31 protein-coding genes are annotated in these 24,776 nt (G+C 68.2%); 21 read left to right on the forward strand and 10 right to left on the reverse strand.

Going from position 1 to position 24,776, the window contains the following annotated elements:
* Positions 1-44 precede the first annotated feature (44 nt).
* The 15 genes from BN977_RS22530 to rplO all read left to right on the forward strand — a co-directional run bounded on the left by BN977_RS22530 (position 45) and on the right by rplO (position 8,255).
* Entirely contained in the window at positions 45-401 is a 357-nt protein-coding gene (locus BN977_RS22530) for a Rieske (2Fe-2S) protein (RefSeq protein ID WP_036401640.1), read from the forward strand.
* Positions 401-1,999 (forward strand): gamma-glutamyltransferase family protein, encoded by a 1,599-nt coding sequence (locus BN977_RS22535; protein ID WP_036401641.1) that lies wholly within the window; start codon positions 401-403, stop codon positions 1,997-1,999. The genes BN977_RS22530 and BN977_RS22535 overlap by 1 nt, the downstream gene beginning before the upstream one ends.
* Entirely contained in the window at positions 1,989-2,423 is a 435-nt protein-coding gene (locus BN977_RS22540; protein ID WP_036401645.1) for a RidA family protein, read from the forward strand. The genes BN977_RS22535 and BN977_RS22540 overlap by 11 nt, the downstream gene beginning before the upstream one ends.
* Before the next feature lie 62 nt (positions 2,424-2,485).
* On the forward strand, positions 2,486-2,611 hold the full coding sequence (locus BN977_RS33530; protein ID WP_268817601.1) for a hypothetical protein: 126 nt from the start codon (positions 2,486-2,488) through the stop codon (positions 2,609-2,611).
* Between the two features lie 58 nt (positions 2,612-2,669).
* Positions 2,670-3,797 (forward strand): YeiH family protein, encoded by a 1,128-nt coding sequence (locus BN977_RS22545; protein WP_024453884.1) that lies wholly within the window; start codon positions 2,670-2,672, stop codon positions 3,795-3,797.
* 258 nt (positions 3,798-4,055) lie between these two features.
* Positions 4,056-4,424 carry a 50S ribosomal protein L14 gene (gene rplN / locus BN977_RS22550; protein WP_024453885.1) on the forward strand — a complete coding sequence of 123 codons (369 nt, stop codon included), beginning with the start codon at positions 4,056-4,058 and terminating at the stop codon, positions 4,422-4,424.
* Positions 4,424-4,741 carry a 50S ribosomal protein L24 gene (rplX, locus tag BN977_RS22555; RefSeq protein WP_024453886.1) on the forward strand — a complete coding sequence of 106 codons (318 nt, stop codon included), beginning with the start codon at positions 4,424-4,426 and terminating at the stop codon, positions 4,739-4,741. Before rplN ends, rplX begins: the two co-directional genes overlap by 1 nt.
* A 1-nt stretch (position 4,742) precedes the next feature.
* On the forward strand, positions 4,743-5,309 hold the full coding sequence (gene rplE / locus BN977_RS22560) for a 50S ribosomal protein L5 (protein ID WP_024453887.1): 567 nt from the start codon (positions 4,743-4,745) through the stop codon (positions 5,307-5,309).
* A gap of 2 nt (positions 5,310-5,311) precedes the next feature.
* Complete coding sequence (locus BN977_RS22565) at positions 5,312-5,497, forward strand: type Z 30S ribosomal protein S14 (RefSeq protein ID WP_024453888.1); 186 nt, start codon at positions 5,312-5,314, stop codon at positions 5,495-5,497.
* 71 nt (positions 5,498-5,568) lie between these two features.
* Positions 5,569-5,967 (forward strand): 30S ribosomal protein S8, encoded by a 399-nt coding sequence (gene rpsH, locus BN977_RS22570; protein WP_024453889.1) that lies wholly within the window; start codon positions 5,569-5,571, stop codon positions 5,965-5,967.
* 13 nt (positions 5,968-5,980) lie between these two features.
* The gene (gene rplF, locus BN977_RS22575) at positions 5,981-6,520 is read left to right on the forward strand and encodes a 50S ribosomal protein L6 (RefSeq protein ID WP_024453890.1); all 540 of its coding nucleotides are present in this window, start codon (positions 5,981-5,983) and stop codon (positions 6,518-6,520) included.
* A 3-nt stretch (positions 6,521-6,523) separates the two neighbouring features.
* Complete coding sequence (rplR, locus tag BN977_RS22580; RefSeq protein WP_024453891.1) at positions 6,524-6,931, forward strand: 50S ribosomal protein L18; 408 nt, start codon at positions 6,524-6,526, stop codon at positions 6,929-6,931.
* 25 nt (positions 6,932-6,956) lie between these two features.
* The gene (gene rpsE / locus BN977_RS22585; protein WP_081664467.1) at positions 6,957-7,622 is read left to right on the forward strand and encodes a 30S ribosomal protein S5; all 666 of its coding nucleotides are present in this window, start codon (positions 6,957-6,959) and stop codon (positions 7,620-7,622) included.
* A 2-nt stretch (positions 7,623-7,624) separates the two neighbouring features.
* Entirely contained in the window at positions 7,625-7,804 is a 180-nt protein-coding gene (rpmD, locus tag BN977_RS22590) for a 50S ribosomal protein L30 (protein WP_024453893.1), read from the forward strand.
* 7 nt (positions 7,805-7,811) lie between these two features.
* Positions 7,812-8,255, forward strand: a complete 444-nt coding sequence (gene rplO, locus BN977_RS22595; protein ID WP_024453894.1) for a 50S ribosomal protein L15 — start codon at positions 7,812-7,814, stop codon at positions 8,253-8,255.
* A gap of 51 nt (positions 8,256-8,306) precedes the next feature.
* Here rplO and BN977_RS22600 read toward each other — a convergent pair whose 3' ends face one another.
* Together BN977_RS22600 and BN977_RS22605 are read right to left on the reverse strand one after the other, a co-directional pair.
* Entirely contained in the window at positions 8,307-8,921 is a 615-nt protein-coding gene (locus BN977_RS22600) for a TetR/AcrR family transcriptional regulator (RefSeq protein ID WP_036401649.1), read from the reverse strand.
* A 131-nt stretch (positions 8,922-9,052) separates the two neighbouring features.
* The gene (locus tag BN977_RS22605; protein ID WP_036404193.1) at positions 9,053-9,979 is read right to left on the reverse strand and encodes an LLM class flavin-dependent oxidoreductase; all 927 of its coding nucleotides are present in this window, start codon (positions 9,977-9,979) and stop codon (positions 9,053-9,055) included.
* Positions 9,980-10,042: 63 nt separating this feature from the next.
* Between BN977_RS22605 and sppA the strand changes: the two genes are divergently transcribed.
* Entirely contained in the window at positions 10,043-11,815 is a 1,773-nt protein-coding gene (gene sppA / locus BN977_RS22610; protein WP_036401652.1) for a signal peptide peptidase SppA, read from the forward strand.
* Here sppA and BN977_RS22615 read toward each other — a convergent pair.
* The 8 genes from BN977_RS22615 to BN977_RS22650 all read right to left on the reverse strand — a co-directional run bounded on the left by BN977_RS22615 (position 11,803) and on the right by BN977_RS22650 (position 20,264).
* Entirely contained in the window at positions 11,803-12,717 is a 915-nt protein-coding gene (locus tag BN977_RS22615; RefSeq protein ID WP_024453898.1) for a class I SAM-dependent methyltransferase, read from the reverse strand. The genes sppA and BN977_RS22615 overlap by 13 nt on opposite strands.
* 14 nt (positions 12,718-12,731) lie before the next feature.
* Positions 12,732-13,649 carry a class I SAM-dependent methyltransferase gene (locus tag BN977_RS22620; RefSeq protein WP_024453899.1) on the reverse strand — a complete coding sequence of 306 codons (918 nt, stop codon included), beginning with the start codon at positions 13,647-13,649 and terminating at the stop codon, positions 12,732-12,734.
* A gap of 21 nt (positions 13,650-13,670) precedes the next feature.
* Positions 13,671-14,573: an SAM-dependent methyltransferase gene (locus BN977_RS22625; RefSeq protein ID WP_036401654.1), complete on the reverse strand. Its 903-nt coding sequence runs from the start codon at positions 14,571-14,573 to the stop codon at positions 13,671-13,673.
* A complete protein-coding gene (locus tag BN977_RS22630; protein ID WP_036401656.1) occupies positions 14,573-15,487 on the reverse strand; it encodes a class I SAM-dependent methyltransferase in 915 nt (304 codons plus the stop codon). Before BN977_RS22630 ends, BN977_RS22625 begins: the two co-directional genes overlap by 1 nt.
* Positions 15,488-15,635: 148 nt before the next feature.
* Positions 15,636-17,843, reverse strand: coding sequence for a hypothetical protein (locus tag BN977_RS22635; protein WP_131590191.1), 2,208 nt, complete (start codon positions 17,841-17,843; stop codon positions 15,636-15,638).
* A 346-nt stretch (positions 17,844-18,189) separates the two neighbouring features.
* Positions 18,190-18,819, reverse strand: a complete 630-nt coding sequence (locus tag BN977_RS22640; protein ID WP_234709658.1) for a hypothetical protein — start codon at positions 18,817-18,819, stop codon at positions 18,190-18,192.
* Positions 18,820-18,886: 67 nt separating this feature from the next.
* Positions 18,887-19,546 (reverse strand): MspA family porin, encoded by a 660-nt coding sequence (locus tag BN977_RS22645; RefSeq protein WP_024449893.1) that lies wholly within the window; start codon positions 19,544-19,546, stop codon positions 18,887-18,889.
* Between the two features lie 28 nt (positions 19,547-19,574).
* The gene (locus BN977_RS22650) at positions 19,575-20,264 is read right to left on the reverse strand and encodes an MspA family porin (protein ID WP_024449894.1); all 690 of its coding nucleotides are present in this window, start codon (positions 20,262-20,264) and stop codon (positions 19,575-19,577) included.
* Positions 20,265-20,614: 350 nt separating this feature from the next.
* Here BN977_RS22650 and BN977_RS22655 point away from each other — a divergent pair, with 350 nt between their 5' ends.
* From BN977_RS22655 to map, 5 genes are all read left to right on the forward strand, one after another.
* Entirely contained in the window at positions 20,615-21,169 is a 555-nt protein-coding gene (locus BN977_RS22655) for an Rv2240c family protein (RefSeq protein ID WP_081664182.1), read from the forward strand.
* Between the two features lie 4 nt (positions 21,170-21,173).
* Complete coding sequence (locus BN977_RS22660; RefSeq protein ID WP_084172651.1) at positions 21,174-21,857, forward strand: sensor domain-containing protein; 684 nt, start codon at positions 21,174-21,176, stop codon at positions 21,855-21,857.
* A 200-nt stretch (positions 21,858-22,057) separates the two neighbouring features.
* The gene (gene secY / locus BN977_RS22665) at positions 22,058-23,383 is read left to right on the forward strand and encodes a preprotein translocase subunit SecY (protein ID WP_024449897.1); all 1,326 of its coding nucleotides are present in this window, start codon (positions 22,058-22,060) and stop codon (positions 23,381-23,383) included.
* Positions 23,380-23,925, forward strand: coding sequence for an adenylate kinase (locus BN977_RS22670; RefSeq protein ID WP_024449898.1), 546 nt, complete (start codon positions 23,380-23,382; stop codon positions 23,923-23,925). Before secY ends, BN977_RS22670 begins: the two co-directional genes overlap by 4 nt.
* Before the next feature lie 11 nt (positions 23,926-23,936).
* Entirely contained in the window at positions 23,937-24,737 is an 801-nt protein-coding gene (map, locus tag BN977_RS22675; protein ID WP_024449899.1) for a type I methionyl aminopeptidase, read from the forward strand.
* Positions 24,738-24,776: the final 39 nt, after the last annotated feature.

Consider the following 24,776-nt stretch of genomic DNA (forward strand, 5'->3'; position numbering starts at 1 on the left):
ACGAGACGACTCACGAGACGACGACAGAAACACGGAGTGCAGCAATGGAATTCGTACGGGTGGCCCGGTCGGGCCAGGTTCCCGAGGGGATCGTGCGCCGGTTCTACGCCGGAGAGTACGAGTTCGCAGTGGCCCGGCTGAACGGGCGGGCGTACGCGACGTCGAACTACTGCAGCCACCTGGATTGCCTGCTGTCGTCGGGCAAGCTGCGCGACGACGGAATCGGCTGCTCCTGTCACGGAAGTGCCTTCGACCTGGAGACCGGCGAGCCCATCAGCCCGCCGGCCACCGTGCCGATCAAGACCTACCCGTGCGAGGAACGTGACGGCGAGATCTTCGTCGGCGTGGAGCCGGGAGAGTTGCCGGCCGGGCCCACCCGGCGAGCCCGCCGGGGCGCCTGATGAGCGCGGTCCACCGGCCGCCGACGCTCTCGGCGGGCGCGATGGTGAGCAGCAGCCATCCCGCCGCCAGTCTGGCCGGAGCCCGGGTGCTGGCCGACGGTGGTAATGCCATCGATGCGACGCTGGCCATGGCTGCGACGACCTGGCTGCTGCTGCCCGGGCAATGTGGTATCGGTGGCGATGCCTTCGCCGTCGTTCGGGAACCCGACGGGCGCGTCTGGACGGTCAACGGTTCCGGCTTCGGGCCGGACGGCGGCACGACGGAGTTCTATGCCGCACAAGGCTTCTCGCGCATCCCGTTGGACGGGCCGTTGGCCGTTGCGGTGCCCGGCGCGCCCGCGGCTCTGGCCGCGCTGCACCGCGGCGGGGCCAGCAGGGCACTGCAGGAGCTGTGGGAGCCGGTTGCCCGCATCGCCGAGAACGGCGTGCCCTGCTCGGCACGCACCGCAGGTGACGTCGCCACGGCCGCGGATGCGGTTGCCGCCGATCCGGGACTGTCGGCGGTCTACGCACCCCACGGCCGGCCGGTGCCCGTCGGTCGTCGAGTGGCGCAGCCCGACCTGGCCGCCTCCATTCGCGCCTTGGCACGCGATCCGGCGAGTTTCTACACCGGTGAATTCGCCCGGCGCGCGGTGCACGCGCTGCGGGACGGCGGTGCGCCCTTCAGCGGTGACGAATGGGCCGCGGGCGTCCAGGTGACGGCCGAACCGGCGGTCACGGGTCGCTACGCCGGGGCGACGCTGCACCAGACACCGCTGCCCACCCCCGGGTGGATGGTGTTGCAGCAGGCGGCTCTGTGCGATGGCGTGGTCGGCTTCTCCGGCTGGCTGGCAGCCGACGCCATCGATCGGTTGGCCAGGGCCGCCCGGCTGTCCTTCGCCGATCGTCTCGCACTGTGCGGCAGCGACAACACCGGCGCCGATCACGTCCTGGCCGCGGAGCGCCTCGACGCCCAGCGCCGCGACCTCGGCGAGCGCGCCGAGCAGCGCGGTGCGTTCACGGTGGCCGCCGGCGACACCACATCGACGGTGGCGGTGGACGCCGACGGGCGGGCGGTCAGCTTCATCCATTCCCTGGCCTTCACCTTCGGCGCCAAGTTCACCGTGCCCGGCACCGGTGTGGTGCTGAACAACCGCCTGGGTCGTGGTGCGTATCTGGAGGCCGGCCACCCGAACATGGTGAAACCGCGGCGAAAGCCCCTGCACACCCTGAATGCCTGGATCGTCACGGACGAGGCGGGCGCCCTGCGGCACGTCGGGAACACACCAGGCGGAGACGGGCAGGTGCAGTGGAACATGCAGCTGCTGTCGCATCTGCTCGACCACGGGCTGAACCCGGCCGAGGCCGTGGCGGCACCCCGATTCACGGTGTTCCCGGGTTCGGATGCCGATGTGCTGGGCGCGCCCGACGAATTGCGGGTGGAGTCCGGGGTGCCCGCCGCGGTCCGCGCCGAACTGGCGGATCTGGGACACAGGGTCGTGGTGCAGCCGGAGTGGGGTGCGGGCGGAAGCGCACAGGTGATCTCGGTCGATGACCGGGGTGTGTTGAGTGGGGCCGCCGATCCGCGTCAGGAAGGAGTGGCGATCGGTGTCGACTGAGCGGACCGCGCCGGCCCCGCAGGGTGACTATGTGGCCGCCGTCGAACACGGCGGGGTGATCTACGCGGCGGGGATGACACCACGGCGGGACGGCGTGCTCGTCACCTCCGGCACCGTCGGTGCCACGCTGTCGGCCGACGCGGCTCGCACCGCGGCCGGGCTCGCCGCGCGCAACGCCCTGGCCGCCGTCCGCTCGGTGCTACCCAGCGGTGCCGGCCTGCGTTGCCTGCGGATGACGGTGTACGTCGCATGTACGCCGGATTTCACCGCGCTGAGCGCGGTGGCCGACGGTGCTTCGGCCGTCCTGGCGGCGGAGTTGGGCCCCGGTGCCCTGCCCGCGCGCAGTGCTGTAGGGGTGTCGTCGCTGCCATCGGGCGCCCCGGTCGAGGTGGAACTCACCGCTGCGCGGTGTGACGCTCGCTGAGAATATTTCTCAGCGCGATTCCATACCTGGGTGAACCCGGCGGGCTGCGGCACCCTGACGCCATGGCAGACGAGCAGGTGAAGCCCGGTTGGCCGGCCCGGGTGGGCTCCGACTGGTGGGCAACGATTCTCGGCTTGGTGATCACCGCGCTCGCGGTGGCCGGTGCGCTGCCGAGGATCCCCTGGTGACGGGCGAGCGAAGCGACGGGGGTAACTCGACGGGCGAGCGAAGCGACGGGGGTAACTCATGAGTACGGTCGCCGAACGCGACGGGCTCGACGACGCCTTCGCAGACGCCGAATTCACCAGCAAGCGCCCACTGGACTATGTGCCCGGCATCCTGCTGCTGATCGCCGTCGGGCTGGCCGGCAAGTATGCCGAGATCGGCTGGCTGGCCTTGGGTAAACGGCTGCACTGGCACGTGCCCGATATCGAATTCGTGTTGTGGGCCATCGTGATCGGCCTGATCATCGCGAATACCGTTGGGCTGCATCGGATTTTCCGTCCAGGCGTGCTCACCTACCAGTTCTGGCTGAAGGTCGGCATCGTCGCGCTCGGTTCGCGGTTCGTCCTCGGTGACGTCCTGAAACTCGGCGGTATCAGCCTGGTGCAGATCCTGGTCGACATGGCGGTTGCCGGCACCATCATCATCCTGGCCGCCCGGTGGTTCGGGTTGTCCGGCAAGCTCGGATCGCTGCTGGCGATCGGCACCTCGATCTGCGGGGTGTCGGCGATCATCGCCTCCAAGGGCGCCATCCGGGCCCGTAATTCCGATGTCAGCTATGCCATCGCGGCCATCCTGGCGCTCGGTGCGGTGGCGCTGTTCGTGTTGCCACCGCTGGGGCATGCGATCGGGCTCAGCGATCACGAATTCGGGCTGTGGGCCGGTCTTGCCGTCGACAACACCGCGGAGACCACGGCGACGGGTTACCTGTTCTCCGACGAGGCGGGCAAGATCGCCGTCCTGGTGAAATCGGTGCGCAATGCGCTCATCGGGTTCGTGGTGCTCGGCTTCGCGTTGTACTGGGCCGCCAGGGGTGAGGCCGACGAGCTGGCCCCCGGATTCGGCGCCAAGGCGGCCTTCGTGTGGGCGAAGTTCCCCAAGTTCGTGCTGGGCTTCCTGGCCGTTTCGGCGGTGGCCACCGCCGGACTGCTCAGCAAGGGGCAGCTCACCAACGTGGCCAACGTGTCGAAATGGGCCTTCCTGTTGACGTTCGCCGGGGTCGGCCTGTCCACCGACATCCGCCAGATCGCCAGGACCGGGTGGCGGCCGCTGCTGGTCGCGGTGGTCGGCCTGGTGGTGGTGGCGGTGGTGTCGCTGGGGCTGGTGCTGCTGACCTCCCGCGTTCTCGGCTGGGGAGTAGGCGGGCATTGACGACGGCCCGCCCCGAAACCGGCAGAATGGTCGCTCTCCACTCCCGGAGCGCGACCATTTCGCTGTTTTCGGCCCGAGTGCGCCGGTAAAACCGCAGCAATTTGGTGCTGCCGAGCTCGTCGCCTAGTATCTAGGGGTTGCCTGGGGCAGACCTCGGTTATCTCCGCGTGAGAAAACCCTGCGTGCCCTCGGGTGACAAAGACCGCGTACGTCCAGGTCGGTATCTGGCGTGCACACAAACCCAGGTCAGGAGATCGAGTGATTCAGCAGGAATCGCGGCTGAAGGTCGCCGACAACACGGGTGCCAAGGAGATCTTGTGCATCCGGGTTCTCGGTGGCTCGTCGCGGCGCTATGCCGGCATCGGCGACATCATCGTGGCGACCGTCAAGGACGCCATCCCGGGCGGCAACGTCAAGCGTGGTGACGTCGTCAAGGCCGTCGTGGTGCGCACCGTCAAGGAGCGCCGCCGCGCCGACGGCAGCTACATCAAGTTCGACGAGAACGCCGCCGTCATCATCAAGAACGACAACGACCCGCGCGGCACCCGCATCTTCGGGCCGGTCGGTCGTGAACTGCGCGAGAAGCGCTTCATGAAGATCGTCTCGCTGGCCCCGGAGGTTTTGTAATGAAGGTGCACAAGGGCGACACCGTGCTCGTCATCTCCGGTAAGGACAAGGGCGCCAAGGGCAAGGTCCTGGAGGCCTACCCGACCCGCGAGAAGGTTCTCGTCGAGGGCGTCAACCGGATCAAGAAGCACACCGCGCAGTCGCAGAACGAGCGGGGCGCCTCCTCGGGCGGCATCGTCACGCAGGAGGCACCGATCCACGTGTCCAACGTGATGGTCGTCGACTCCGACGGCAACCCGACCCGCATCGGCTACCGCGTCGACGAGGAGTCCGGCAAGAAGATCCGCGTCTCCAAGCGCAATGGCAAGGACATCTGACATGACCACCGTAGAAAACAAGGTCCAGCCGCGGCTGAAGCAGCGGTACCGCGAAGAGATCCGCGACGCGCTGAACAACGAGTTCAACTACGCCAACGTGATGCAGATCCCGGGCGTGGTGAAGGTCGTCGTGAACATGGGTGTCGGTGACGCCGCCCGCGACGCCAAGCTGATCAACGGTGCGGTCAACGATCTCGCCCTGATCACCGGCCAGAAGCCCGAGATCCGCAAGGCCCGCAAGTCGATCGCGCAGTTCAAGCTGCGTGAGGGCATGCCCATCGGCGCCCGGGTGACGCTGCGCGGCGACCGGATGTGGGAGTTCCTCGACCGCCTGGTGTCGATCGCGCTGCCGCGTATCCGCGACTTCCGCGGCCTGAGCCCCAAGCAGTTCGACGGCAACGGCAACTACACCTTCGGTCTCAACGAGCAGTCGATGTTCCACGAGATCGATGTGGACTCGATCGACCGCCCGCGGGGCATGGACATCACCGTCGTCACCTCGGCGACGACCGACGATGAAGGACGAGTGCTGCTGCGGGCTCTCGGCTTTCCGTTCAAGGAGAACTGAGCATGGCCAAGAAAGCTCTGATCAACAAGTCTCAGAAGAAGCCGAAGTTCGCGGTGCGCGGTTACACCCGTTGCAACAAGTGCGGCCGGCCGCACGCGGTCTTCCGCAAGTTCGGCCTGTGCCGAATCTGCTTGCGCGAGATGGCGCATGCCGGCGAACTGCCCGGCGTGCAGAAGTCCAGCTGGTAACCAGCATTCATTACTGATTAACACGGTAGGCCCGGACTGGGAACCGCCGCGAGGAAGGTGAACCGGCTGTCATGACGATGACCGATCCCATCGCAGACTTCTTGACACGTCTGCGTAACGCCAATTCGGCGTATCACGACGAGGTGACGCTGCCTCACTCGAAGATCAAGGCGAACATCGCCGAGATTCTCAAGGAGCAGGGCTACATCTCTGATTACCGCACCGAGGACGCCCGCGTCGGCAAGTCCCTGGTGGTGCAGCTCAAGTACGGCCCCAGCCGTGAGCGCAGCATCGCCGGCCTGCGCCGGGTGAGCAAGCCCGGCCTGCGGGTCTACGCAAAATCCACCAATCTGCCCCGGGTGCTCGGCGGCCTCGGCGTGGCGATCATCTCCACGTCCTCTGGCCTGCTCACCGACCGCCAGGCAGCTCGACAGGGCGTGGGCGGCGAAGTCCTCGCTTTCGTCTGGTAGGGGGAAACACAACATGTCGCGTATTGGAAAGCAGCCGGTCCCGGTTCCCGCCGGGGTCGATGTGACCATCGAAGGCCAGAAGGTGTCGGTCAAGGGGCCCAAGGGCGCCCTGGCTCTGGACATCGCCGAGCCCATCGAGGTGAGCCGCAACGACGAGGGCGCCATCGTGGTGACTCGCCCCAACGACGAGCGCCGCAACCGCTCGCTGCACGGGCTGTCGCGCACGCTGGTGGCCAACCTGGTCACCGGGGTGACCCAGGGCTACACCACCAAGATGGAGATCTTCGGCGTCGGTTACCGCGTCGCGCTCAAGGGTTCCAACCTGGAGTTCGCGCTCGGTTACAGCCACCCGGTGCTGATCGAGGCGCCGGAAGGCATCACCTTCGCGGTGGAGACGCCCACCAAGTTCTCGGTGTCCGGCATCGACAAGCAGAAGGTCGGCCAGATCTCGGCGGTCATCCGTCGCCTGCGCCGCCCCGACCCGTACAAGGGCAAGGGCGTGCGGTACGAGGGTGAGCAGATCCGCCGCAAGGTCGGAAAGACAGGTAAGTAACCCATGGCTACCACGAAGAGCGAAGCCACCACCCGGAAGCCGGTGGGGCAGAACATCTCCCAGACCCGGCGCACCGCGCGCCTGCGCCGCCACGCCCGGCTGCGCAAGAAGGTCGAAGGCACCGCCACCACGCCGCGGCTGATGGTGAACCGCTCGGCGCGGCACATCCACGTGCAGCTCATCGACGACCTGACCGGCACCACGCTGGCCGCCGCGTCGTCGATCGAAGCCGATGTGCGTGCCGTCGAAGGCGACAAGAAGGCCGTCAGCACCCGCGTCGGTCAGCTGATCGCCGAGCGCGCCAAGGCTGCGGGTATCGAGGCCGTGGTGTTCGACCGCGGTGGGTACACCTACGCCGGTCGCATCGCGGCGCTGGCCGATGCCGCGCGCGAAGGCGGGCTGAAGTTCTGATGACATTCAACGAGAGGACTGCATGATGGCCGAGCAGGCTGGCGCCGGTTCGGCGCAGGACAATCGCGGCGGCCGCGGAGATCGCGGCGGCCGGGGCCGAGACGATCGCGGCGGCCGTGGCCGCGGTGACGACCGCGGCGAGAAGAGCAACTACATCGAGCGCGTCGTCACCATCAACCGCGTCTCCAAGGTGGTCAAGGGTGGTCGGCGCTTCAGCTTCACCGCGCTGGTCATCGTCGGTGACGGCAACGGCATGGTCGGTGTCGGCTACGGCAAGGCCAAGGAAGTTCCGGCCGCCATCGCCAAGGGTGTCGAGGAAGCGCGCAAGGGCTTCTTCCGGGTGCCGCTGATCGGCAGCACCATCACCCATCCGGTGCAGGGTGAAGCCGCGGCCGGTGTCGTGATGCTGCGCCCGGCCAGCCCGGGTACCGGTGTGATCGCCGGTGGCGCCGCGCGTGCCGTGCTGGAATGTGCCGGGGTGCACGACATCCTGGCAAAGTCGCTCGGTAGCGACAACGCGATCAACGTGGTGCACGCCACCGTTGCCGCGCTGAAGCTGCTGCAGCGTCCGGAAGAGGTGGCGGCCCGTCGTGGCCTGCCCATCGAGGATGTCGCGCCGGCCGGAATGCTCAAGGCCCGTCGCGAGAGCGAAGCGCTGGCTGCTGCGGCCGCGCGTGAAGGATCGGCATAACAATGGCTGAACTGAAGATCACCCAGGTGCGGGGCACCATCGGTGCCCGCTGGAAGCAGCGCGAGAGCCTGCGCACGCTGGGTCTGCGCAAGATCCGCCAGTCGGTGGTCCGTGAGGACAACGCCCAGACTCGCGGCCTCATCAAGACCGTGCATCACCTCGTCGTGGTTGAGGAGGTCTAGGAAGATAATGAGCGTCATCAAACTGCATGACCTGAAGCCGGCACCCGGCGAGAAGACCGCCAAGACGCGCGTCGGTCGTGGTGAGGGTTCCAAGGGTAAGACCGCGGGCCGCGGCACCAAGGGCACCAAGGCCCGTAAGAACGTCCCCGCGACGTTCGAGGGTGGCCAGATGCCGATCCACATGCGGCTGCCCAAGCTGAAGGGTTTCCGTAACCGGTTCCGCACCGAGTACGCCGTCGTCAACGTCGGCGACCTCGGCAAGGCATTCCCCGAGGGCGGCACCGTCGGTATCGACGAGCTGGTGGCCAAGGGCCTGGTCCGTAAGAACGTGCTGGTGAAGGTTCTCGGCGACGGCAAGCTGTCCGCCAAGGTCGACGTCACCGCGCACAAGTTCAGCGGTAGCGCCCGCGAGGCGATCACCGCCGCCGGTGGTTCGGCGACCGAGCTGTAGAAAACGAAGTACACCGTGACGGCCCCCGCTTCGGCGGGGGCCGTTCTCGTGTCAGTCCCCGGGCCGTAATTGGCCGCGGCGCAGCAGATCGTTGACGGCGTCCTCCCAGCGGGACAGCTGCGGCGCCGAGGTGAAATGGTCGGGCAGGTGCCGGTCCAGATGCGAGCGCAGGATGATCGCGCCGAGCACCAGCAGCAGCGGATTCAGCGCCGCCCAGGTGCGATCCAGGTCCGGCCGCAGCAACCCGTGCTCGGCCCGGCGCTCCCAGCGGGTGTCGCCCATGGCGACCAGGGCGTCGAAGGTCGCGTTCCCGAACGGGGTGGCCTCGACCAGCGCCCTGGCCAGATAGTCCATCGCCGTGGTGTGCTCGGCGAGCAGCGCGGTGACCTGCTGGCCGAAGGCCTCGGTGGTGGTGGGGCCCGGCCCGGTGGCCAGGCTGGTTCGGATCACCTCGGCGACATGCCGGTCCACCGCCTCGACCAGGCCGGCCTTGGTGCCGAAATGGTGCTGAACCAGGCCGACGGACACCCCGGCCGCGCACGCGACCTCGCGTAACGAGGTGGCGCCCACGCCACGCGCGGCGAAACTGACGAGTGCCGCATCGCGGATCTTCTCGACGTTCGACGCGGCCGGATCACGCTTCTGATCCGGAGCCCGGCGGTTCACCGACCCACCGTATAGCCCGGGATGGCATGGACGCCGGTATCGTGCGACAATACGTACGTATTGGCCTGCCGGGGGACGAGGGGTCGGGCAGGCCAATACCACCCTCTCGGCGCGCGGGGTCGGGTCATCGTTCAGGACAGTCGCGGGATCACTTCGGCCGCAAGGCGTTCCATCTGTTCGCGGTCCTCGGCGACCGTCGCGCCGACCGGATTGAGCAGGACGGTCTGGGCCCCGGCCGCGATCACCTCGCTCAGGCCCCGCACCACATCGTCGACGGTGCCGGCCACCGCGACGCCTTCCAGCTCCGCCGTGCGGCCGTAGATCCGGTGCAGCCCGGCCAGTACCCGGTCCCACGCCAGCGACTTGTCGTCGTCGACGATCAGGTAGACCCGCTTGCCGATGGTGAAACGCGCCGCGTCCTTTGCCTGTTCGTCCAGTTCGCGACGCAGCGTGCGGACCGCCTGGGCGAATGCGGCGGTGGTGGACGAACCGGCGCCCAGGAACGCGTCCCCGTGCCGCACCGCCCTGGCCAGGGCGGCGGGCGCGCTGCCGCCGAACCAGATCGGCGGGTGGGGGCGCTGCACCGGCTTCGGCACGATCTGCAGGTCGTCCACGTCGCGGAAACGTCCGTGGAAGGTCAGTCGCGGCTCGTCCGACCAGGCCGCCTTCATCAATTCCAGGCCTTCGGTGAAGCTGGCGATGAACGACGAACCGTCGACGCCGAAAGCGGGGAACTGGCGGGATCCGCCCCCCGGCGCCACCCCGAGATCCAGGCGGCCGTGGCTGAGCCGGTCCACCGCGGTGACAGCCGACGCCAGTTGCAGCGGGTCGTGCAGGGAGGTCACCAGGACGGCCACCCCGAGCCGCAGCCGCGTCGTACACGCGGCGGCATAGGCGAGTAATTCCAGAGGTGCGATCAGCGGTGCCGGGCCCACCGTCTGCTCGAGGGTCCAGCCGCCGTCGAACCCGAGTTCCTCGGCACGCACCAGATAGTCCTGCACCCCGGTGGTGTCGAAAGCCTCACCCGCGAACTGTGGCAGAGAGATGGAGAACCGCACCTGCACACGGTACGGCGGATCAGGTCCCGATGGGTGCCGGGCGGTGATCGGTAGGCTCGGGTGATGTTCGGTTTTCTCCCCGATTTCCTCCCTGGTCCTGCGGACCTGCGCGCCATCGTCAGGAAGGTGGACACCGCCCGGCACAACGGGGTGCCCGACGGGTGCGTGCTCGAACTCGATCTGCAGGCCGTGCCCCCGGAGACGGTGGGGTTCGACCCGCTGGCGCTCATCTCGGCCGGCGGCAGGCCCATCACGCTGCGGCAGGCCGTGGCCGCGATCCATCGCGCCGCCAAGGACGACCGGGTGGCCGGGCTGATCGCCCGGGTCCAGATCCCGGCGGCCGCACCGGGTCCCGTGCAGGAACTGCGTGCGGCCATCGCCGAGTTCGGTGACGTGAAGCCGACGCTGGCCTGGGCCGAAACCTACCCCGGGACCATGTCCTACTACCTGGCCTCGGCGTTCCGCGAGGTGTGGATGCAGCCGTCGGGCACCGTCGGGCTGGTCGGTTTCGCCACGAATGCGATTTTCCTGCGGGATGCGCTGGACAAGGCCGGCATCGAAGCGCAGTTCGTGGCCCGCGGCGAATACAAGTCGGCGGCAAACCTTTTCACCCAGGACAGCTACACCGACGCGCATCGGGAGGCCGACAGCGCGCTGATCGAGAGCCTGCACGCCCAGGTGCGCGCGGCGGTCGCCGCCTCGCGGCACGTCGATGCGGACGCGGTCGACGCGCTGGCCGACAAGGCACCGCTGCTGCGCGACGACGCGGTCTCGGGCGGTCTGGTCGACCGCATCGGCTTCCGTGACGAGGCCTACGCCCGCATCGCCGAACTCAGCGGCGCCGCTGCGGTTGCCGACGGGCCGGACGCGCCACCGCGACTGTTCCTGTCCCGGTATGCGCGGGCCACCGCCGCCAAACCGGTGCCGAGCGTGCCGGGCCGCAAGCCCAAACCCACCATCGCGGTGGTCACCCTGCACGGGCCCATCGTGAGCGGGCGCGGGGGACCGCAGGTGCTGCCGATCGGCAATTCCAGCGCCGGCGGGGACACCATCGCGGCCGCGTTGCGCGAGGCGGTGGCCGACGACGACGTGTCGGCGATCGTGCTGCGGGTGGACAGCCCCGGCGGCTCGGTCACCGGATCGGAAACCATTTGGCGCGAAGTGGTTCGGGCCAAGGCGGCGGGTAAGCCGGTGGTGGCGTCGATGGGTGCGGTGGCCGCGTCCGGCGGCTACTACGTGTCGATGGCCGCCGACGCGATCGTCGCCAATGCGGGCACCATCACCGGATCCATCGGCGTCGTCACGGGCAAGTTGGTGGCCCGCGAGCTCAAAGACCGCCTCGGAGTGGGCACGGATTCGGTGCGTACCAATGCCAATGCCGACGCGTGGTCGGTCAACGCGCCGTTCACTGCGGAACAGCATGCGCACGTCGAAGCCGAAGCCGACCTGTTCTACACCGATTTCGTGCAGCGCGTCGCCGACGGTCGTGACCTCAGCGTCGAGGCGGTGGATGCGGTGGCCCGCGGCCGGGTGTGGACCGGTGCCGATGCCCTGGATCGCGGGTTGGTCGACGAGCTCGGCGGTCTGCGGACCGCCGTGACCCGGGCCAAGGTGCTCGCCGGGCTGGCGCCCGACGCCGCCGTGCGACTGGTCGGCTATCCGGGGTCGTCGATGCTGGATATGTTGCGGCCCAAGGCGTCCTCGCAGCCGGTGGCGGCATCGCTGCCGCAGGCGGTCGGCGCGTTGCTGGGCCGGTCGATGGTCGGCGCGCTGGAGCAGGCGCACAGTGCCGTCACCGGTGTGACCGCACTGTGGCTGGGCGACTACCGTTTCTGAGTGCCGCTGATGTAGATGATCTCGGCCATCGGGTTGCCCTCGACGTACGCGGACAGCGGCAGCCCGTAACGGGCGAAGAGATCGGCGCGGGGCGTTCCGGTCATCTCCCAGCCGCGCGATCCCAGATAGTCGACGGCGGAATGCCGTTCACCCGGGTAGACCAGTGACGGCATGTCGAGGTCCAGGCCGTGGGCGCGCAGGGCAGCGGTTTCCTCGCGGGCCCGCTCGGCGTCGAAGTCCCGCAGTCCGGGCACGAACTCGGTGGCCATCGTGCTGCCCGGGGCGCTGAGCTCGTCGATGAGGTCGAACAGCCGGTCCTGGGCGTCGGGCGGCAGGTAGATCAGCAAGCCCTCGGCCAGCCACGCCGACGGGGCGGCCGGGTCGAATCCGGCCGACCGCAACGCGGCCGGCCAGTCCTCACGCAGGTCGATGGACACGGTCCGGCGCTGCGCCGTCGGCTCGGCACCCAGACCGGCCAGCGTGCGGGTCTTGAAATCGATCACCTCCGGCTGGTCGATCTCGTAGACCACCGTCCCCGCGGGCCACGCCAGCCGGTAGGCGCGGGAGTCCAGGCCGGAGGCCAGGATGACCACCTGCCGGATACCGGTGCCGGTGGCGGCGATCAGGTAGTCGTCGAAGAACTTTGTCCGGACGGCCATCTCGTCGATATTGGCGCGGGCCCGCTGCGCCGCGTCCGGCGCGATATCGGCCAGATCGAGGTCCCCGTCGACCATCTTGGTGAAGAAGTCGATGCCGACGGCGCGCACCAGCGGCGCGGCGTACGGATCGTCGATCAACCCGTGCGGGTCGGTGCTGGCGATGGCACGGCCGGCGGCCACCAGCGTGGCGGTGGCACCCACGCTGGAGGCCACATCCCAGGAATCGTCGTCGGTGCGGGCCATGATCATCCTTCCGGTCATCGTCCCAAGGTCGCGGACAGGTAGCCCGAGTCTGCACCGAGCGCCCGCCACTCGTCATCGGGTTGCTCGAACCCGTTGGCGGAGAACGCATCCGCCGTCTTCAGTACCGTGGTCTGCCAGCCGTGCCCGCCCAGGTACGTCGCTGCGGAGGCGCGCTCTCCGTGATAGAACAGCTCCGCGAGATTGATCCCGGTACCGAACCGCTTGGACCGTTCGGCCAGTCTTTCGGCCCAGTCCTCGGGTAGCGCGGAGAGGTCCATCTCCTCGGTGGCCAGCCGGCTGCCCGGCGCCGACAACGCGGTGATGTTGTCGAACAGCCGGTCCTGCGCCTCGGGCGGCAGGTAGACCAGTAGTCCCTCGGCGATCCAGGCGGTGGGCGTGCCCGGGTCGAATCCCGCCGCGCGCAATGCGGTAGGCCAGTCGTCACGCAGGTCGATGCCGACGGCGCGGCGGTCGGCGGTGGGCTCGGCACCGAGGCCGGCCAGCGTCTGGGTCTTGAAGGCGATGACGTCGGGTTGGTCGACCTCGAACACCACGGTGCCGGCAGGCCAGCCCAGCCGATAGGCCCTGGTGTCGAGTCCGGATGCCAGGATGACAGCCTGCCGGATGCCCGCCGCGGCCGAGTCGATGAAGAAATCGTCGAAAAACCGGGTGCGCACCGCGATCTGTTCGCGCATGTGCCGGCGGTCCATGACCGGATCGTCGGTCGGGGGGAGTTCGTCGTCGATCAGCTTGACGAAGGATTCCAGCCCGACGGCGCGGACCAGTGGTTCGGCGAGCGTGTCGGTCAGCAGCGGGTCGGGTCCTTGGGAGGCGATGGCACGGCCGGCGGCCACCGCCGTTGCGGTGGCGCCGACGCTGGAGGCCAGATCCCAGGTGTCGCCGTCGGAGCGTTGAGTTGTGTTGGATGCCATGGCGAGTCCTCGGTGAGTGGTTCAGTCACGGATGGCGGTGATGGACACCGACTGGCGCAGCGGGGAGGCGAGGTCGGGGAATTCCCGCCCGTAGTCGGCGAAGAGGTCGCGGCGGCCGCGGCTGCGCACCTGCCAACCGCGGGCGGACAGATAGTCGCTGACATCGTTGCGCTCGCCCGGATAGAACAGCTGGGTGAGGTCGAGGTCGAAACCCTGTGGGCCCCAGCGGTCGAACATCTCCTTGGCCCGCTCGCCGAGCGATTGCCCGAAATCGCCGCCGTGGTGTTCGGTGGCCAGCCTGCTGCCGGTCGCCGACAGCGCGGTGATGTGGTCGAAGAGCCGGTCCTGGGCCTCGGGCGGCAGGTACATCAGCAGCCCCTCGGCACTCCATGCGGACGGGGCGCCGCTGTCGAACCCGGCCTGGCGCAACGCCGCCGGCCAGTCGTCGCGCAGATCGACAGCCACGGTTCTGCGTTCGGCGGACGGGGCGGCGCCCAGTGCCTCCATCGATTGCGTCTTGAACGCGATGACCTCGGGCTGGTCGATCTCGTAGACGACGGTGCCGGCCGGCCAGGACAGCCGGTACGGCCGGGTGTCCAGCCCGGAGGCCAGGATGACCGCCTGGCGTACCCCGTTTTCGGTGGCCTGCTCGAAGAAGTCGTCGAAGAACCGGGTGCGCACCGCCATGGTGTCGGTGATCAGCCGGATGCCGCCGGCCGCCGTGTCGTCCGGAATCTCGATATCGCCGTCGACCAATCGGGTGAAGAAATCCACGCCGACGGCGCGGACCAGGTCCGCGGCGAACGGATCGTCGATGATGGCGTCGGGTTCCGCGGTGGCCAGGGCGCGGGCGGCCGCCACCATCGTCGCGGTCGCGCCCACGCTGGAGGCCAGGTCCCAGCTGTCGGCTTCCGACCGGGCCATCACTTCGCCGCGGTGATGTAGTAGGCCTGCCCGAACTGAGCCTCCTCGTCGAGCACCGGCAGGCCGTAACGGGCCAGCAGCTCGTTGGAGGTTGCCGTCGAGGTTTCCCAGCCCAAGGTGTCCAGGTGCGTGGCCGCGTCGGTGCGGTCACCCAGGTAGACGAGTTCGCCGAAATCCAGGTCGAATCCGTGCTCGGCCCACTGGTCGGTCACCGACTTCATCCGTTCGCGGACCGCGTCGTGGTCCACGTCGGCGATGCCGGGTACCGCCTCGGCGGCGACCCGGCTGCCCGGGGCGCTGTTCTCGGTGATCAGGTCGAGCAGCCGGTCCTGGGCCTCCGACGGCAGATAGCCGAACAGGCCTTCGGCGATCCATGCGGTCGGTGCCGAGGGGTCGAATCCGGCGGCCCGCAACGCCGACACCCAGTCCTCACGCAGGTCCACTGCCACGGTGCGCCGCTCCGCGGTCGGCTCCGCGCCCAGGTCGGCCAGCGTCCGCGTCTTGAATTCGATGACGTCGGGCTGGTCGATCTCGAACACCACGGTGCCGGCCGGCCAGTCCAGCCGGTAGGCACGGGCATCCAGGCCCGCGGCCAGGATGACGGCCTGCCGAATCCCGGAAGCTGTTGCCTGCTCGAAGAATTCGTCGAAGAACCGGGTGCGCGCGGCCATGCCGTCGGCGAATCGCACGATGTTCATCTGCGGGTCGTCGCCCAGGTCCGATTCGGTGAGCTCACCGTCGACGAGCTTGGTGAAGAAGTCGACGCCGACCGCCCGCACCAGCGGTGCGGCGAACCGGTCATCGATCACCGGCTCCGGTGCCGCCGAGGCGATCGCCCGTGCGGCCGCGACCATGGTCGCGGTGGCCCCGACGCTGGACGCCAGATCCCAGGTGTCACCGTCTACGCGTGGCATCACAAGCCCCCTGTCCCACTTTAGTTAGCTGATGTAATGAACAACCTCGACTGTACGCCTCGAAACTGAATGCCCATCCAGACGACAACCCGGACAGCAACGAGGCCCCCAGCGCAACGCTGAGGGCCTCGTCGATGGCGGGCCGGTGTTATGCGGCCGAGCTGTGTTCGCCGCCCGTCGACGAGGACGAGGAGCCGGTGGAGCCGGTCGAGCTGCCGCCCTCGGGCTTGCGGTGCCGGCCGCCGGTGGAGGACGTGGTCGACGTGCCGGTCGAAGCCGACGCGGTCGAGCCGCTGCCGTCGTCCTGGCGGGCGTGCCGGCCGTAGGCCCCGTTGCCGGCGCTGTGCTTGCCGGTGGTCGAGCTCTTGGTGGTGTCGGTGGCGGCGTCACCGGTCTTGGTGTCACCGGCTTTGGTATCGCCGGCCTTGGCGTCACCGGTCTTGGTGTCACCGGCTTTGGTATCGCCGGCCTTGGCGTCACCGGTCTTGGTGTCACCGGCCTTGGTGTCGCCCGTGGAGCCGGACGTCGACCCGCCCGTCGATCCGCCGGTGGAGCCGGATTCGGTGCCCGAGGGATCGGTGGTGCCACCCGTATCCGTGCCGCCCGTGCCGCCCGGGGTGGCCCCGGTGCCCGCACCGTCGGTGCCGTCCTTGGTGCCGGTGCCGGTGCCGGTGTCGGTGCCCGTGCCGCTGGTGCCCTTCGTGTCGGTGCTCGTCCCGGTCGGACTCTTGGCGCCCTTGCCGGTCACCGCTTCGGCCGTCGCACCTGTGACGGCGGTGGTGGCCGCACCCTCGACCGCGGTGGTGGCGCCGGCCGCCAGCGTGGTCGGCTTGACGGTCGTGGCGGTGGTGGCGGTTCCGGTGACGATCCAGTGCAGGGTCTGCCCGATGGAGCCGGGCAGCCGGCCCAGTGAGGTGGAGAACGTGTTGAGGGTGTTGGTGATGTTGGTGGGGATGGCGCTCCACTGACCCTGCAGCGCCTGGTTGACGACGGTGAAGGGCAGCAGGCCGACGTTGACCAGGTTCGAGACCACCTTGAGGATCGAGGTGTAGGTCTTGGTGTCGAAGCCGGCGGGCAGCGGCGGGACGCTGCTGGAGCCGGTCCACAGGCCGATGTTCCACGCGCCCTGCAGTGCGCGGCTGAGCACATTGTCGGTGGCAGTGGCGGTCGCAGTGGGTGACGCCGTCGCAGTGGGCGACACCGTGGCGTTGGCCGCGGGCGTGGCCAGCGCGGTGCTGGCGGTCGTCGCCGTCGTGACCGGAACCGTGCCGTTGATGATCCAGTTCAGCGTCTCCTGGAAGGAGCCGGGCAGCCGGCCCAGTGAGGTGGAGAACGTGTTGAGGGTGTTGGTGATGTTGGTGGGGATGGCGCTCCACTGACCCTGCAGCGCCTGGTTGGCCACGGTGAAGGGCAGCAGGCCGACGTTGACCAGGTTCGACAGCACCTTGAGGATCGAGGTGTAGGTCTTGGTGTCGAAGCCGGCGGGCAGTGGCGGGACGCTGCTGGAGCCGGTCCACAGGCCGAAGTTCCAAACACCCTGCAGCGCACGGGACAACACGTTGTCGGTTGCGGTCGCGGTCGCGGTCGCGGTCGAGGTGGCACCGGGCGTGGCCGCCAGCGCGCTGGCGGTCGTCGCCGAGGCGGCGGGGACCGTGCCGTTGATGATCCAGTTCAGCGTCTCCTGGAACGAGGCCGGCAGCCGGCCCAGTGAGGTGGTGAACGTGTTGAGGGTGTTGGTGATGTTGGTGGGAATGGCGCTCCACTGGCCCTGCAGCACCTGGTTGGCCACGGTGAAGGGCAGCAGGCCGACGTTGACCAGGTTCGACAGCACCTTGAGGATCGAGGTGTAGGTCTTGGTGTCGAAGCCGGCGGGCAGTGGCGGGACGCTGCTGGAGCCGGTCCACAGGCCGAAGTTCCAAACACCCTGCAGCGCACGGGACAACACGTTGTCGGTCGGGGTGGCGCTCGCGGTCACGGTGGACAACGACGCCTCGTTGGCGGCGGCCAGGATCTTGGTGGCGGCAACCCGGCCCGCCTCGACCACCGCCGAGGAAACCCCGCTCGTACCGTTGGTGGCGACTTCGGCTGCGGCACTTGGCGGCAGCGCGAGGATCTCCACCTGCGGCTTCGCGGACGCACCCGCAACAGCGGTGCCGACGGCCGGCTGTCCGCCGACCCTCGCGAAGACCAGCCTCAGGTCAGAGCGCGCCGCGGCCAGACTGACGTCCGCCGTCGAGACGTGCGTCGCGGCCCCGGGGGCCGCACTGGCGGCGTGCGCCACCGGTGCGCCGGCCGCTGGTACAGAAATGCACACCGCGGTGAGTGCGGCAACGGGTAACTGCAGGACTGTTCGCACCGGAACCCCTTATTTGAGTGCTCGATTGATCGAGATGAATATACGCAAGAAGACTTGCTGCGATGGCTGACTTTAGCAAGAGTTTTCCTCATCGTCAGCGATGGGATCGATACCTCTTGAACTGGTTATTGCCATGTGAACGACGGGAATTCGCCGCCTTTGACGCAGGGTGAACAGAAGTTGTACAACTAGCCAATCGGTGATGTCTGATATTTGCTGAGAGAGGCGCGCATCGGTATTCGGGGCGCCCCGCGATGAGCCGATGATCAGCGGTTCGCGTTGATGACAGAGGCCACGCCCCGTTGTGCCGAAGCCGTTGGGGCGCGGCCTCTCCCATCGTCAACGATCAGCCCGGCGGTGCCGGTGCCGGAACAGGTGGCGCACCGTCCGGCGGCGGGTCGGGCAGGTACTGCACGAGGCCGGGCGGAATGTTGGTGCCCGGGGGCGGCGCGGTACCGGGCAGCGGCTCGCCGAGTTGCTGCTGCGGCATCTGACCGAGCAACCCACCCCGGAGCCGGCCGTCGCGGTACAGGTCGATGTACCGGCCGAACCATTCCCGCTTGCTCACATCCGCATTCTCCTGGCCCGGTTCGACGTCGAACTGCTCGCACTTGCCGGGTGCCGACGGCACCAGGCACTGCGGAAGCCCGTAGGCGTTGTTGAACACGTTCAGGTTCGGCGGGGTTCCCGGATTGGCGCCGGGAGCCGACGGGGCCGGTAGTTGACCGAGCACGGTATCCCGGTCCAGCCCGTTGACCGCGGGCGCCCCGAGCGCGCCGGTCACCGGTGCCGGCGGTAAACCGTTCTGGGCCAACACATTGAAACCTTCGGGACCCAATGGCGCACCGATCACGGGCACCGTCGGACCGGCCGGTGGCGGGGGAGCGGGATCACCCGGTGCGGGCAGCGGATCCGGAGCCGGAGGATCCGCAACGGCGGCCGCCGGGAAGGCGACCGCCGCTGCGATTCCGGCCACGCCGGCTGCCATGGCAACCGCGAATCGGTTGCGGACGTAGCGATCTGGCGTGACGACCATGGTGATGTCAGACAGACTTGGTCACGCCGTAGTAGGCCACGATGTCGTCGGTGTCCTCGGTCGAGCTGGTCAGCGTGGCGTAGGAGCGCAGGAACGACTGACCGACGCAACCGTCGACCTTGATGTGCGTGTCCTTCAAGGTGACGCGCACCGGCGCCGCCTTGTATTCCTTCTTGTCCACGGCGACGTTGGACACCGTGCCGGGCTTGGCGTGGATCTCGATGGTGCCCGAGATCGGGAACGACACACCGGTCGGGACGACACCGGTGACCAGGCCGAAGTTGACCTGCGCACCGACCTGGCCGATCAGGCGGACCTGGCCCAGCTCGATGCCGCAACCGATCTGGTAACCGGCCTCGAGCGTGCCGCCCTTGAGCGTGGTCTTGCCCTTACCGGTGACCGTGCCGGTGAACGTGCCGCCCACCAGGTATTCGCGCGACGAGACGGCGGTGGTCAGCGGCGCCACGGGCAGCTGGGTCTCATCCTTGGCCGCGACCGTCAGCACCCAGCCGTCCGGGGTGGTCACGACGCCGGGCTCGGCCGACGCGACCACACCGTTGTCCGGCGGCGGGCCGGCGTCCTCGACCGGCGGATCGGCCAGCGCGAGCGGCGCGGTCGCGAGCGGGAGCGCCATGCAAGTGGCCGCAATGGCAAAACGCTTCAACATGTTTTCTTCCGTTCCGGTTGGCAGGTGGTCAGACGGCCTTGGTGACACCGAGGTAGGTGATCACGTCATCGGTGTTGTCGGTCGAGCTCGTCAACGTGGCGTACGAGCGGATGAACGACTGACCGGCGCACTGATCGGTCTTGATGCGCACGCCGGTGATGGTGACGCGGGTCGTGGTGCCCTTGAACTTCTTCTTGTCGATGGCGACCGTGGTCACCGTGCCCGGCTTCAGGTAGATCTTGCCCTGCAGCGAAACGCCAATACCGGTGGTGGCGTTGGTGAACGGGAGGTTGATGCCCGGGCTGAGGCTGGCGCCGGGGTTGATCTCGGTCTCGTCGGAGATGATGCCGCAGCCGATCTGTTCACCGGCCTCCAGGCTGCCGCCGGTCAGCTTCGTCTTGCCGCTACCGGTGATCTTGCCGGTGAAGGTGCCGGCGACCAGGTACTCGCGCGACGAGATGGCGGTGGTGAGCGGGGCCACCGGCAGCTGGGTCTCGTTGCTTCCGGATACCTCCAGGTGCCAACCGTCGGGGGTGTTCAGCACGCCGGGGGCCCCGGACGGAACGGCGCCCTCGGGCGGCAGCGGATTGGTGGGATCCACTGGCACGATTGCGGAATCGGGGGCCGGGGGAGGCGGCACCGGGTCCGCCAGCGCGAGAGGTGCAGTCGCAACCGGCACCAGCACGCAGGCAGCCAGAGCGGCAAGTTGGTTCATCATGGTGGTGAAATCGCCCTCTCGTGGTCGAATCCAGAGTTCAACGGATGTGTAACGAATACGTCGCGACGAAGCGTCCAATGACCGGGTTTCCAGACGGTGAACGGCGGGCGAATAATCCACGCCCTGTTCCCGTCGAGTGGGCGTCTTCGAGCTGGGGTTCTTTTCGGAATCACAATCGCTCCCAATGATTCCCACAGACCGGCGCAAACGAATGGACGGTGAATGGAAACCGGTCGTTGGGTGCTCGTTCACCGTTTGGACACGTGACGAATGGACCGTGAGTCGAGTTGCCGTCTCGGCGCCGGTTCGTCAGCCGGGGCCGTGAACCGAACGTATTTGGAGGAAGAGTCGTGAAGTCATCTCGGTTGGTCGCCACGACCGGAAGGGCCGGGGTGGTGTCGATCGTCGCGTTCGGCATCGGACTGGCCGGCGCCGTCACCGCCCACGCCGACGATGTCGATTCCGATACCGCGGCCCCCGGCCCGGCGGCGCAGGTGACCCAGGTGCAGGTCGGCGCCATCACATCGGAGAACGCCGATCCCGCGGCGGTCGCGGCATGCGGGCAGTTCGCCCAGGTGCTGGACGCATCCGCCACGTACTACGGCGATTTCGCCGATTCGTTCGAGGGCTCGGACTACAACGACCCGGCGGTGGCCAGCAGCAATACCACCGGGCGGACCGCGCTGCGCGAGGCGGCCGGTATGGCCATGGACGCCGCGAACACGCCGGGGCTGCCGGGCGACATCTCCGACCCCATGCGGACCTGGTCGCTGGGGGCCACCAAGCTGCTGGTGAAGATGGGACTGCGCATTCCCGGTGACAGCCTCAACAGCACCGCCACCGAGATGAACAACCAGGCCACCAAGGTCCAGGAAGCCTGCGCCGCGGCCGGGACGCACGCCTGACCCGGTGAAGATCATCGTTGTGGGGGCGCTCGCCCTCGCCCTCGGGCTGGCCGGTTGCTCGTCGGGATCGGAGTCGGGTGCCGCCGCGGCACCCAAACCCGTGGCCGACTCGGCGCTGCCGGGGTTGCTGCTGAGCGCCAAGGACGTGGACGCGATCATGGGCACCTCGGGTATGACGCCACACAACCCGGTCGACGTGATGGGTGATCACCGGAACCTGCTGCCCAACCTCAACTGCCTGGGCGTGTGGCAGGTCAACGAGGCCCCGATCTACGACCCCAGCCACTACAAGACGCTGCGCCAGCAAATGTTGCGCACACCCAACAGCGACCAATGGGACAGTCTCGTGGTGCAGTCGGCGGTCACCTACCGCACGGCCGACGCGGCCCGGGCGTTCTTCGACGATTCGGCCGGCCGGTGGTCCAAGTGCACGAACCACACGGTCAACATCCGACTCAACGAGCAGACGCTGCCCAAGTGGGTGAGCGGCAGCCTGGACAAGTCGGACAGCGTGCTGACGATGCCGTACACCCGCACGGCAGGTGACCAGATCCGGTCCTGCCAGCGCGCGCTGGCCGTCGCCGCGAACCTGATCCTGGACATCCAGGCCTGCAAGCCGCAGCAGCCGCAGCCCATCGCGGCGGCCGCCGACATCGCCGCCGCGATCGAGGCGAAGATGCCCCGATGACACGGTGTGCGGGCGGGCGCCGTCCGTTCCACCGGGGACGGGACAGCGGCGGCCAACTGTTACTCTCGTAGACTGTTTGACGCGCGACTGTGCAGGCTGGGAGCAGCTGAACCGGGCACCGCGCACGACTTGACCAAAACGCTGGATCAACCAGCCCCATTGGCACGCCGCGACAAGTGCTCGGCTGCGCAGGAGGAAGAGTGCTTTCGGCTTTCATCTCGTCATTGCGGACGGCCGACCTCAGGCGCAAGATCCTGTTCACGCTGGCAATCGTGATCCTCTACCGGGTCGGCGCATCGATCCCGTCGCCCGGCGTCAACTACCCCAACGTGCAGAAATGCATCGAGCAGGTCAGTGGGGGCAGCTCCGCGCAGATCTACTCGCTGATCAACCTGTTCTCCGGTGGCGCGCTGCTGCAGCTGACGGTGTTCGCCGTCGGCGTGATGCCCTACATCACCGCCAGCATCATCGTGCAGCTGTTGACGGTGGTGATCCCGCGGTTCGAGCAGCTGCGCAAGGAAGGCCAGGCCGGCCAGGCCAAGATGACGCAGTACACGCGTTACCTGGCCGTCGCGCTGGCCATCCTGCAGGGCACCAGCATCGTGGCCCTAGCCGCCAACGGCGGCCTGCTGCAGGGCTGCAACCTGGACATCATCGACGACACCTCGATCTTCGGCCTGATCGTCATCGTGCTGGTGCTCACCGCAGGCGCGTCGCTGGTCATGTGGATGGGCGAGCTGGTCACCGAACGCGGCATCGGCAACGGCATGTCGCTGCTGATCTTCGCGGGCATCGCCGCTCGCATCCCGTCCGAGGGCAAGACCATCCTGGACAGCCGTGGCGGCCTGGTCTTCGCGGCCGTCTGTGTGGCCGCCCTGGCGATCATCGTCGGCGTGGTGTTCGTCGAGCAGGGCCAGCGGCGCATCCCGGTGCAGTACGCCAAGCGCATGGTCGGTCGGCGCATGTACGGCGGCACGTCGACCTACCTGCCGCTGAAGGTCAACCAGGCCGGCGTCATCCCGGTGATCTTCGCGTCGTCGCTGATCTACATCCCGCACCTGATCACCCAGCTGATCCAGAGCGGCCGGTCCGAGCCCAGTAACGGCTGGTGGGACCGGTTCGTGGCGAACTACCTGACCAACCCGGCCGATCCCGTGTACATCGCGATCTACTTCGGCCTGATCATCTTCTTCACCTACTTCTATGTCTCCATCACGTTCAACCCCGACGAGCGGGCGGACGAGATGAAGAAGTTCGGTGGCTTCATCCCGGGTATCCGGCCGGGCAAGCCGACCGCGGACTACCTGCGCTACGTGCTGAGCCGTATTACTCTTCCGGGATCGATCTACCTCGGTGTGATCGCCGTGCTGCCCAACCTGTTCCTGGAGATCGGTAACTCCGGGTCGGTACAGAACCTGCCGTTCGGCGGTACGGCCGTGCTGATCATGATCGGTGTCGGCCTCGACACGGTCAAACAGATCGAGAGCCAGCTCATGCAGCGCAACTACGAAGGGTTCCTGAAGTGAGAATCGTTTTGCTCGGCCCGCCAGGTGCCGGAAAAGGCACACAGGCAGAGAAACTGGCCGAGAAGCTCGGGATCCCGCAGATCTCCACCGGCGACCTGTTCCGGCACAACATCAGCAACGGGACGCCGCTGGGTCTGGAAGCCAAGAAGTACCTGGATGCCGGCGACCTGGTGCCCGCCACGCTGACCAACGCGCTGGTCGACGACCGCATCGACGCCGACGACGCGGCCGCCGGGTTCATCCTCGACGGCTTCCCGCGCTCGGTGGAACAGGCCGAGGCGCTCAAGGAGATGCTGGCCAAGCGCGGCCTGACGCTCGACGCGGTGGTGGAGTTCCGGGTCCCCGAGGACGAACTGGTCGAGCGCCTCAAGGGCCGCGGCCGCGCCGACGACACCGAAGAGGTCATCCGCAACCGGTTCAAGGTGTACCGCGAGGAAACCGCGCCGCTGCTGGACTACTACGCCGGTGAGCTGAAGACCGTCGACGCCGTGGGCTCCCTGGACGAGGTGTTCGCGCGGGCGCTGCACGCGCTCGGCCGCTGAAGTAGGCGACCATGATCTCGGTGCCCGGGCGGCGTAAGACCGTTGCGCAGCGCAGTGCCGGTGAGCTCGATGCCATGGCGGCCGCCGGTGCGCTCGTCGCGGCGGCGTTGCAGGCCGTCCAGCGGGCCGCGGCGCCGGGGGTGTCCACCGGCGAACTGGATCGCGTCGCCGAGGCGGTGATCCGCGATGGCGGCGGGGTGCCGTCCTTCCTCGGCTACCACGGCTATCCGGCCACCGTCTGTGCGTCCGTCAACGACCGCGTCGTGCACGGTATCCCGTCCGATGACGAGGTACTGGCCGACGGCGACCTGGTCTCGATCGACTGCGGGGCGATCCTGGACAAGTGGCATGGCGACTCGGCCGTCACCTTCGGTGTCGGCACGCTGATCGCCGCCGACGAACTGCTCTCCGAGGCCACCCGGCTGTCGATGGAGGCCGGCATCGCGGCGATGGTTCCGGGTAACCGGCTCACCGACGTGTCGCACGCCATCGAGACCGGCACCCGCGCTGCGGAGGCCCGCCACGCCCGCAAGTACGGCATCGTCGCCGGTTACGGGGGCCACGGCATCGGCCGTGAGATGCACATGGACCCGTTCCTGCCCAACGAGGGGTCACCGGGGCGGGGTCCGTACCTGGCGGTCGGCTCGGTGCTGGCCATCGAGCCGATGCTCACCCTGGGCACCACCAAGACCAAGATCCTCGACGACGAGTGGACCGTCGTCACCACCGATGGCTCCCGCGCCGCGCATTGGGAACACACCGTCGCGGTCACCGAGGACGGGCCGCGCATCCTGACCCTGTTGCAGGCTTGACGCGCCGATTCGGGCAAACGCGTACCTTTGAACCGGATC

The organism is Mycolicibacterium cosmeticum (assembly GCF_000613185.1).
Lineage (GTDB): Bacteria > Actinomycetota > Actinomycetes > Mycobacteriales > Mycobacteriaceae > Mycobacterium > Mycobacterium cosmeticum.